We start from the raw sequence: 10,047 nt of genomic DNA on the forward strand, positions 1-10,047 counted from the left end.
GATTTCCCTACTTCGCCAGCAGCGGTTGGATCTTGGCGCAGACCCCGTCGAGGACGGCCTTGACGTCCGCGTCGGGCTTCCACAGCGGGTCGAGTCCGGCGCGTACCTGCTGGCTCAGCTCGGCCTGCCCGGCATGGTTGGGCTTGACCACACCGTTGGTGATGCCGTCGATGACGACCTTCTGCAACTGCTCCGGCTTGAGCTTCGGGTTCGCCTTCGCGAGGGTCTCCGCGGTCAGCAGCGACTGGCGCGGCGGCGGGAAGAACTGGGCCAGCTTCGCCGAGTTGGTGGGGTTGGTCAGAAACGCCAGAAAGTCGGCGGCCACATCGGCGTGCGGGCCCTTCTTCATCACCCCGATGCCGCCCTGACCGAACACCGAATACGGACCCTTCGGACCCGCGGGCAGCGGGACCAGGTCCCAGGCGAAGCCGTCGTCCTTCAGCAGCGAGGCGCGGGAGATCTGGGTGATCGTCATGGCGGCGTCACCGGCGAAGAAGTCAGCGGTGGTGCCCGGACCGGGCAGCGCCTTCGTGGTGAAAATGGCCTTGTGCAGCGCGGTCATCGCCTCGACCATCTCCGGACTGGCGAAACCGCAACTCTTGCCGTCCTCACTCCACGCCTGAGCGCCCCACCCGGCCCAAAACATGGACAAGTTGTCCCAGGCCTTGTAGTCGAAGTCCCGGATCACCAGCCCGGCCTTGCCGGTCTTGCCGTTGACCGCCCCAGCCGCCGCGAGGGCGGTGTCCCAATCCCACTGCCCGGCCGCGATCAGCTCGGCCGGCGTCTTCTGCCCAGCCTTCTTCAACAGGTCGGTGTTGACGAACACCCCGAACGGCGACGTGGAGAACGGGTAGCCGTAGAGCTTCCCGCCGTTCCGCCACAGCTTGAGGGTGGCCGGCGACAGGTCGTCGTACTGGTACCCGTCGGCCTTCTTCAGCGTGGCATCGAGGGGCAGCAGCGCGCCGGACGCGACGAAGTCCGGTGCGGAGCCCTCCAGTACCCACGCCAGGTCAGGTGCGTTCCCGCCGGCGATCTGGGTGGTCAGCGTGGTGGTGTAGTTCTCGAAGGGGATGGGGTCGAACTTGATCTCGGCGACGTTCGGGTGGCTCTTGCGGTACTCGTCGGCGATCTCGTTGAACAGCTTCAGGTGCGCCTCGTTGGCCGACCAGATGGTCATCCGCAGACTGGCCGGGCCCTTGTCCTTCGCCTCGCCGCCACCACAGGCGGACAGGGCGAGGACGCCGGCCAGTGCGGCGGCGACAACAGCCAGAGCCTTTCCTCGTTTCACTATCTTCTCCTCACCGGGGGTTCAGTAGCCCGCGATCTGCGGCCAGCGGCGTTGCACGCCGGCGGCCGAGACGCGGTCGGTGAATTCGGCCAGCAGGCGGGGGGTGCCGCGGACCGCACGCGGGGACTCGCCCCGCGTCAGACAGAAGTCGGCGAGCAGGCCGGCGACCTCGCCGACGTTCCACTCGACCGGGTGCAGCCGGTAGCTGCCGTTGGTGATGTGCGTGGTGCCGATGTTCTTGCCGGCCGGCAGCAGGTTCTCCATCCGCTGCGGGATCAGCGCACCGAGCGGAATCTCGAACGGGCAGGAGCCGACGTCGATGTAGTTGTCACCGCCGGTGGACGGGTGTAGGTCGATGCGGTACATCCCCACGCCGATCGAGTCGGCGTAGCGCACCGCGCCGTGCTCACCCCGCACCGCGAGGGAGAGGTCCTGCTCCACCACCGTGTACTCGGCCCGGATGCGGCGCGACTCCCGGATGTAGGGCGCCTGCGCCAACCCGTCCGGGCTACCGGTCACGTCCCCGCGCAGCCGCAGCCCGGGGAAGCCGGTGCCGCCGTCCGGCCGGGGCGCCTCCGTCTGCAGCCAGTACAGCACCGAGTACGACAGCTCGCGGGCCTTGGCCAGGTGCCACGACGCGTTCGGCACGTCGATGACCGGACCCTCGAAGTAGTCGATCATCGGCCAGTTGACCAGCGTGATGTCGCTGCCGTACGTCCCGTCGGTGAAGTTGCGCCGGGCGGCGATCCGCCGGAACGTCCACAGGTTGCCGTCACCCGGGTTGACGCGCTGATCGGCGTCGACGCTCAGCGGGTCGTCGTCCGGGTTGGGGGTGAAGCTGCGCTCGACGATCTCCAGCGTGCGCGGGTGCGGCGACCGCCAGGACAGCAGCCGGTCACCCCAGAAGTCGGGCTTGTAGTCGCGCCAGAAGTCATACCCCGCGGGCCGGTCAATGGTCTGATCACCGTCGACGTGGTCGATCGCGAAGCACACCGACACGGCCTGCATGTTCATCGGCTGCGCCTCGGCGGGCGCGCTCGGCTCCCCGGTCTCGACCTGCGACTCGAACCCGGTGACGTACTCCGTGCCGGTCAGCGGCAGCAGCTCACCGGTCTCCGTGGCGTCCAGGATGTACGGTGCGACCACGTCGATCCGATCGTCCCGGTCCCGGTGCGCCAGGGTGACGCCGGTGACCCGGTCCCCGTCGGTCTCCGCGGCGACCGGCCGGTACGGCTGCAGCACCGTCAGCCGCCCCGATCCCCGGTACGGCGCGAGCATCTCCTCGAGCACGGCCACGGCCACCCGCGGCTCGTGGCAGAGCCGGCTCACCCAGCCGGCGCCCGGGTTGAGGTCGGTCCAGGCCCGGGACCGCTCCGTCAGCGGGTAGTGGCGACGGTAGTAGTCGCGGATGCCGTTGCGCAGGGCCCGGTAGCTGGCGGTGGCGCCGAACTGCTCGATCCAGGAGTGCTCGTCCGGCGGGACGGCCTGGCTGGTGAGCTGCCCGCCGAGCCAGTCGAACTCCTCGGTCAGGATGACGGACCGGCCGGCCCTGGCCGCGGCGAGCGCCGCGGCGACCCCGCCCAGTCCGCCCCCGACGACGAGGACGTCCGCACGCATCTGTACCACTTGCTTCCTTCCAGTTGCGCGGTCCACCGCTCAGCGGCGGTGAACCGCCGGATCAGGGGCGCCGAGGGTGTTGCCCTCGACGAGCTCGCAGGGGAGAAGCCGCTGCTGGAGGCCGACGGCGCTGCCGTCGATGACGCCGGTCAGCACCTCGACCGCCTGCCGGCCCATCTCCTCCCGCGGGATCAGGAACCCGGTGAACGCGATATCGGTGGGAACCGGGACGGTCGGATCGCCGAGAGTGACGATCGACAGGTCACCCGGCACGGTCAGCCCACGCCGCCGGGCGGCCGACTCCAACGCCACCGCCGTGGCGAAATCCTCCACGAACGCGGCGGTGGTCCCGTCGGCCAGCAGGTCGTCGAGGCTCGCGTCGGCCTCCCCGGCCACCGTGGACACCTGGCGGGCGCTCGCCGCCGTCGTCGCGGCGGCGACGAACCCACGGCGCCGGTCCTCCGAGGACTCGGCGTTCATGCCCATGCTCACGTATGTCAGGCGCCGATGACCGCGCTGCACCGCCAGCTCGACGAGCCGGGCCACCGCCGTCGCGTAGTCGGCGCCGACGTAGGGCACCGGTCCGCCGGCGTCGTCGCGGCGCCCCACGGCGACGTACGGAAATCCGTCGCGGTTGAGCCGGTGCAGTTCCGAGCCGTCGATCTCGCGCCCGAGCAGGATGCACCCGTCGGCCAGGCGCAACCGGTTGTCCTGGTGGAAGATCCGCCGCCGGCCGTCCACCACGGGTGCGCTGGTGAACAACAGCAGGTCGCAGCCCACCCGCTCGGCGTACTCCTCGATGCCGAGCAGAAACGGGTGGAAGAAGTCCCGGCTGCCGCTGGGGAAGGCGGGCTCGTACGTGAACACGCCGATGATCCGGTTGAACCGTGCGGCGAGGCGGCGGGCCACGGGATCGGCGGCGTACCCGGTCTCGGCGATGACCCGCAGCACGCGGTCCCGGGTCTCCGGGGCAATGCGGACCTCGGCGTCGGTGCGGTTGTTCAGCACCAACGACACCGTCGCCTGACTGACACCAGCCAACCGCGCGATATCACGTTGGGTGACACGTCTGGGGGGAGCGGTCACGACGAGTCCTTCCGGTGCGGCTAATGCGTATTAGCGCTCGGCGTTGGGAAGGAGCTTGGCGGGTGGGTTGGCCTGTGTCAAGAGGTGGAGTCGAGATTTCCGCCCGATGAACTCCCTGGAGTAATGCGCATTAGCGGGAACCGTCCTCGGCGGGGTGACCCATGGGTGGCCGAAGATCTGCGCGAAACCGGAGGAGGTGGGCCAGCCTCTTGACAGGAGCCCTGCCCGGCGAGCAACATTCGAGAAACATAGATGCTAATACGTATTAGCTCAGATGGTCGAGAGAACCCCGACGGTCGACGACCCCTGCCCTCTTACCGAGAGTCACCACCTGCCGCCCGGTGCCGCCGGCGGCCCGCGTGGAGCACCACTCACGGGACGGCGCCTCCCGGGCTGCCGCCGGACGCCCCGCACTCCCGCCACCGCCCGTCGATAACCGCCAAGCGATCGATCCGACAGAACAGGAAGACGCATGACGCCACCACCCGCCTCGTCCCGACGCGCCGTCCTGGCAGCCGCCGGCACCGGCCTGCTCGTCGCCGCCATGGCCGGCGCCGCGCCGGCCGCCGCCGACCCTGGCCTCGACTTCCCCCAGTTCAGCTACGTGGGCACCGCGTTCGACAAGAGCAAGCTCGCCTACAACCCGACGAACGAGTTCATCTTCCCGAGCGTCATCCGGGCCGCCGACTACTTCCCCCACCCGCTCGGCACCTACTACCTGTACTACGCGCCGCACGAGCGGCCCGGCGGGATCGCCCTCGCGTACGCCGACTCGATCGACGGTCCGTGGACCGAGTACGACGCCAACCCGCTGATCAGCAACACCTGGCTGCCGCACTACTCGACGGTCAGCCACATCTCCTCACCACACGCGGTGTGGATCGAGGGCGAGCGCAAGCTGTTCCTCTACTTCCACGGCGAGAACTCCATCACCCGGTACGCGACCTCCGACGATGGCATCCACTTCACCTATGGCGGCACCGCGGTCAGCCGCAACGAGACCACCGGCGGCGAGACCTCCTACGCCCGGGTGTTCGAGCAGTCCGTGCCCCGCCTCGGCACCCGCTACCTGATGCTGTTCATGGACAACCCCACCGCGGCGCCGCCCGGACCGACCGGGCCGGTGTCCCGACGCATCCGCTGGGCGGTCTCCAACGACGCACGGACCTGGACCATGCAACCCGAACCGATCGTGACCCCGCAGGGCGTCGAAGGCCCGAACGCCTCGGGGCCGTTCTTCCTGCGCTGGAACGACCGCAATCTGGTGATCTACCACGCCGCCGACGGCAACATGCACGCGGTGGACGTCGGGGAGAACTTCGACCAGGAGACCCACCTCGGCATCGTGCACGACTCCATGTCCGGCGCGCCCGACCTCGGCCGATCGGCCGCGCCGACGTTCTACTTCGACGGACGTACCGCGCACATGTACTACGAGGCCGGCGGTCGCCTCACCGCCACCATCGGACACGCCACCGCCACCCTGGCAAACCTGGTGCCCGAACGGCAGCTGGACTGCACGGTGGACCGGCCGGTGCTGTGGCCGCCGAACCACGAGCTGATCGACGTCACCGTGACCGTCGACCTGCGCGACGGGGTGCTCGGCCCGAACGCGTTCGCCCTGACCGGCGTGACCGGCGGCGACGCCGCGGACGTCAGCGGCTTCACCACCGGCACGCCCGCCACGAGCGGCAAGCTGCGGGCCGAACGGGCCGGCAACGGCGGGGACCGCGTCTACCACCTGACATACGCCGGCCACGACGAGATCGGACGACCGGTCGGCTGCACCGTCACCGTCACCGTCCCGCACGACGAGGGGCAGCCACCCGCTTGATCTTCAACCTACGGCTCCCTAACGGCGGGTAGGGGCGAGGAGACGAAGCAGCCGCGGGAACAGGATGTCCCCGCGGCTGCCTCGTCGGTCGTCAGTCGTTAGTGGTGTCCCAGCCGTAGTCGGGCAGGTCGAAGAAGTCGTCGCCGTCGACCCGGTCGACGGTGCCGTCAGCGAGGCCACCGAGCAGCGACTCCACGCCGGTCTGCACGCTCTTCACGAGCATGCCGTGCTGCTTCTGGCCCAGGTCGTCCTGCTGGCCGCGGACCTCGAACAGCACCGTGCCGGTGCCGTTGAGGGCGAACGCCGAGCGGCCCTGGCCCGCGTACTCCCGCGCGTCCGGGTGGAAGTACCGGCCCACGGCCGCGAGCTTGGACTGGTCGCCGTACTGCGCCTTCATGCCGTTGGCGACGGTGAGGGCGTAGCGGCGGGACTTGTCCTGGTCGAGCGCCGGCCACGCCGCCTTGTACTTGGCGCCGTCCTGCACCCCGAGCGGCGGGTAGTCGAGCGATACGGAGATGAGGTTGCCGTCCTGCGTACCGCCGGTGAGCCGGTCACACGGTCCCATGTGGTGCAGGTCGACGTACGCGTCGACCGCGCCCTTTTCCGCCCGCAGTCCGACGTAGACGTCGCGAATGGCGCGCGACTCGGGGGAGAGGAAGAACCCGGCGTCGGTGTCGCGGCCCGGCAGGTCGGCGGCGCGCGGCACGTAGTTGAGGTCGGGGTTGAAGTCGCGGTTGAGGTCGTAGCCGGGCAGGTCGATGCCGTCTCCGCTGAGCCGGTGGTACCAGGCGCGCGGCGCCCCGGCCAGCTGCGGGAACTCCGCCAGTGTCTCGTCCCAGGACCGCTCGTTCATCCGTCGGTTGAGCTCGCCGCCGTCGGGGTTGACCATGGGCATCGCGACGAAGGTGATCTCGCTGAGGATCTTCCGGGTCTGCGCGTCACCGCTGCTGCCCAGGCGCTTGAGGATCGCGAGCAGCGCCTCCGTGCCGGTCCGCTCGTTGCCGTGGATCGCGCTGGTGACCAGCAGCACCTTGTCGCCGGTGCCCACCCGGGCCGCCCACAGCTCCCGGCCCTGCTGAGTGCGCCCGACCACGTCGACGTCCACCCGGCCGCCGCTGGTGCGCTCGATCTGCGCCAGCCGCTCGCCCACCTGCTGGTGGTTGCTCCAGCCCGACCAGGAGGGGTCGTCGGCGATCTTGCAGCTGCCCTGCCCCGGCCCCTCTGGAGCGGCGGCGGATACGGGTGGGGCGGTGAGGATCGAACCGGCCAGCGCGGCCGTCACGGCGGCGGCCAGCGCGCTTCGGGATCGGAGGATCGTCGACATCTTGTATACCTGCACGCGTACTCCTCTCGTGGATCCACTGTCCACCGAGCGAGGCGCAGCTCAGCACCGGTGAGGCTCGGGGGAGCGGACCACCTCTGCCTTTCGGCGATCTTGGCGTGCGCGCCCCCGGCGATGCAATGAAAAGATGCAACTTTGCCAATGAAAATGAAGATTTCCTACAGACGGTGGAGCTCCGTCCACCTTTTTCCGACAGACGGCAGAAGCCCACGAACCCGCTGCTATGCTCAAATGGGACTTTTGCCTCCAGCGTGTAGATCAACAACTACCTCCGTGGACGACGGCGCTGCCGGCGATGGTGTGGGTGACGCGCGTCGCCCGGCAGTCCCGCGCCGGCGGCGAACAGAATGCGATCGAGCACGGCCCGGTCCGCCTGCTTGCCGACCGCGATCGCGCCGCTGTCCGTGCGTACGCCGAGTCGGCGCACCCTGCGGCCGAGGCACTCGAGGTATGGCGCGGGTAGGGTCGACCACGTGTCCCGTCGTTCCGCCGTAACCCCCACAGATCTGAAGCTCTGGGAGAGCAGTGGCTGCTGACCTGGCATCCGGGCTGCGGTTCGCCGCGCAGCCGGTCGTCAGCGTCTTCGTGCCGGGTGCTCCGACCATGCCGCCGAACTTCGAGTTCGGCGGCACGGCGCCGGCCGAGGTGCGGACGTACCTGCTCGAACGGGATGACCCGGATTCCTTCCCGTACGCCTGGGTCACCGAATACGACCTGGTCTTCGACGAGCTGCCGCCCGACCTCAACGCGTACCTGGTTCACTGCCTGGGCGTCGCGTGCGCCGCGGGCGACAGCGTGGTATGGCTCGGATTCGAGGGATCGTTCCATTTTGACAACATCCTCACCGATGCGATCGCGCCGCAGATCTACGGCGTGTGCGCGCCTGGCCTCGAACCGGTCGTAGCCCCGGATCTGGAAGCCCTCAAGACGCCGGCATGGCGGTTGGTAATTCGTTCATTCGGGAGCAGGTTCTAGGGGTCTCGGCTGCTGGCGACCAAAGATCCTAGGCCCTCATGCGGATTCGTAGACGACGGCGCCGTTGGCGATCGTGTGGGTGACGCGCGCGTCGGCCGGTAGCCCTGCGCCGGCGGCGAACAGGTTGCGGTCGAGTACGGCCAGGTCCGCGCGCTTGCTGACCGCGATAGTGCCGCCGTCGGCGTCGTGGTTGACGTACGCCGAGCCGGCGGTGAACGCCGCGAGGGCGACGGACAGCGGCAGCGCCTGCTCCGGGAGGAACGGCGCGTTGTCGCGGTGCTCCGGGTCGATCCGGGTGACGGCGACCTCGATCTCCTCGAGCGGGTTCGCCGTTGTCACCGACCAGTCGCTGCCCATGGCCAGGGTGGCGCCGGAGCGCAGCAGATCACCGAAGGGGTACTGCAGGTCCGCCCGCTCCCGGCCGAGGAACGGCACCGTGAGCTCCTCCATCTGCGCTTCCACCTGTGCCCAGTAGGCCTGGCAGTTCGCGGTGACCCCCAACTGCCGGAAGCGCGGCACGTCCTGCGGGTGGACGAGCTGCAGATGGGCGATGTGGTGCCGGTTGTCGCGACGTCCGTTGGCCGTGCGGGCGGCCGCGACGGCGTCGAGGGCGTTGCGTACGGCGCGGTCGCCGATCGCGTGCAGGTGCACCTGGAAGTCGAGCCGGTCCAGTTCGGTCACCGCGGCGGCGAGCAGTTCGGCCTCGACGTACGCCAGGCCGTGGTTGTCGGTGTGGCCGCCGCAGCCGTCGCAGTACGGCTCGAGCAGCGCGCCGGTGTAGTTCTCCAGCACCCCGTCGGTCATGATCTTGATCGTGGTCGGGTGGAAGCTGCCACCAGTGGCGGACTCCCGCTGGGTGAGGAACTCGGGGATCTGGTCGAGGCCGCGGTGCCGGTCCCACCACAGGGCGCCGACGACCCGGGCCGCGAGCCGGCCGGACGCGGCGAGCGACTGGTACGCCGCCAGGGTCCCCGGCGTCACCCAGGCGTCCTGCCATCCGGTGATGCCCAACGAGTGCAGGTGCTCCTGGGCGTTGAGGATCGCGTCCTCCCACTCGGCGCGCCCCGGCAGCGGCACGTGCCGGTCGTTGAAGCTGTACGCCGCGCCCTCGTGCAGTGTGCCGGTCGGCTCACCGGTGACCGGGTCGCGTTCGATCCGCCCGTCGGCGGGGTCCGGGGTGTCCCTGGTGATGCCGGCGATCTCGAGGGCCCTGGAGTTGACCCAGGCACCGTGCACGTCGCGGTTGAACAGGAACACCGGGCGGTCCGGCACGATCGCGTCCAGGTCTTCCTTGCGTGGGGTGCCGCCGGGGAAGTGCTCCATCGCCCAGCCGCCCCCGATGATCCAGGGCTGGTCGGGGTTGTCGGCCGCGTAGCGCGCGATCCGGTCCAGGTACGCGGGTCGGCCGGCGAGGTCGTTGAGCCAGACCCGGAGCCGGTTGCGCCCGGCGAAGGGCGCGTGGATGTGGGCGTCCTGGAAACCTGGCAGCACCATGCCGCCCGCGGCCTCGATCACCCTGGTCCGCGGGCCGACGAGCTCGGACACGGGCTCGGAGCCGACCGCGACGATCCGGTCACCGCGTACGGCGACGGCGTCGGACCAGCTGCGGGCGGCGTCGACGGTGTAGACGTCGACGCCGGTGATGATCAGGTCGGCGTACTCGGTCACCGTGCCTCCTTTCCGGCTCCACCGCACGGCGACCTTCGCCGCCCGCTGGCGTGTCGGCCGGGAGCTGATCCGGGCCGGCAGCTGTTGGCCCAGGATCGAAACACATACCGAAACGCTTCGGCAATGATCGGTGCCGGCTTGGCGCCGTGGGGGCCATGAACACTGAGCATCGAAGATGACGATGCTCACCCTGCAAAGCGTTCGGGCTGTTCATGCTGGCTGATCCCGGATAAGGTC

7 protein-coding genes are annotated in these 10,047 nt (G+C 69.6%); 2 read left to right on the forward strand and 5 right to left on the reverse strand.

Translation table 11 applies throughout. From position 1 onward, the window contains the following. Positions 1-7: 7 nt before the first annotated feature. From A6A27_RS18150 to A6A27_RS18160, 3 genes are read right to left on the reverse strand one after another with little or no spacing between them, the layout of a single operon-like run. Complete coding sequence (locus A6A27_RS18150; protein ID WP_073835801.1) at positions 8-1,288, reverse strand: ABC transporter substrate-binding protein; 1,281 nt, start codon at positions 1,286-1,288, stop codon at positions 8-10. Positions 1,289-1,309: 21 nt separating this feature from the next. After that, positions 1,310-2,905, reverse strand: coding sequence for an FAD-dependent oxidoreductase (locus A6A27_RS18155; protein ID WP_073835802.1), 1,596 nt, complete (start codon positions 2,903-2,905; stop codon positions 1,310-1,312). Between the two features lie 39 nt (positions 2,906-2,944). Further along, entirely contained in the window at positions 2,945-3,991 is a 1,047-nt protein-coding gene (locus A6A27_RS18160; RefSeq protein ID WP_073835803.1) for a LacI family DNA-binding transcriptional regulator, read from the reverse strand. A 472-nt stretch (positions 3,992-4,463) separates the two neighbouring features. Between A6A27_RS18160 and A6A27_RS18165 the strand changes: the two genes are divergently transcribed. Next, positions 4,464-5,825 (forward strand): hypothetical protein, encoded by a 1,362-nt coding sequence (locus A6A27_RS18165; RefSeq protein ID WP_073835804.1) that lies wholly within the window; start codon positions 4,464-4,466, stop codon positions 5,823-5,825. 91 nt (positions 5,826-5,916) lie between these two features. Here A6A27_RS18165 and A6A27_RS18170 read toward each other — a convergent pair whose 3' ends face one another. Then, entirely contained in the window at positions 5,917-7,164 is a 1,248-nt protein-coding gene (locus A6A27_RS18170) for a M14 family zinc carboxypeptidase (RefSeq protein WP_198940353.1), read from the reverse strand. A gap of 528 nt (positions 7,165-7,692) precedes the next feature. On the opposite strand from A6A27_RS18170, the gene A6A27_RS18175 reads away from it, so the two are divergent. Beyond that, complete coding sequence (locus A6A27_RS18175) at positions 7,693-8,142, forward strand: hypothetical protein (protein ID WP_073835805.1); 450 nt, start codon at positions 7,693-7,695, stop codon at positions 8,140-8,142. 36 nt (positions 8,143-8,178) lie between these two features. Here A6A27_RS18175 and A6A27_RS18180 read toward each other — a convergent pair whose 3' ends face one another. After that, complete coding sequence (locus A6A27_RS18180) at positions 8,179-9,810, reverse strand: amidohydrolase (RefSeq protein ID WP_073835806.1); 1,632 nt, start codon at positions 9,808-9,810, stop codon at positions 8,179-8,181. Positions 9,811-10,047 lie beyond the last annotated feature (237 nt).

Source organism: Micromonospora sp. CB01531 (assembly GCF_001905095.1).
Classification (GTDB): Bacteria; Actinomycetota; Actinomycetes; order Mycobacteriales; family Micromonosporaceae; genus Micromonospora.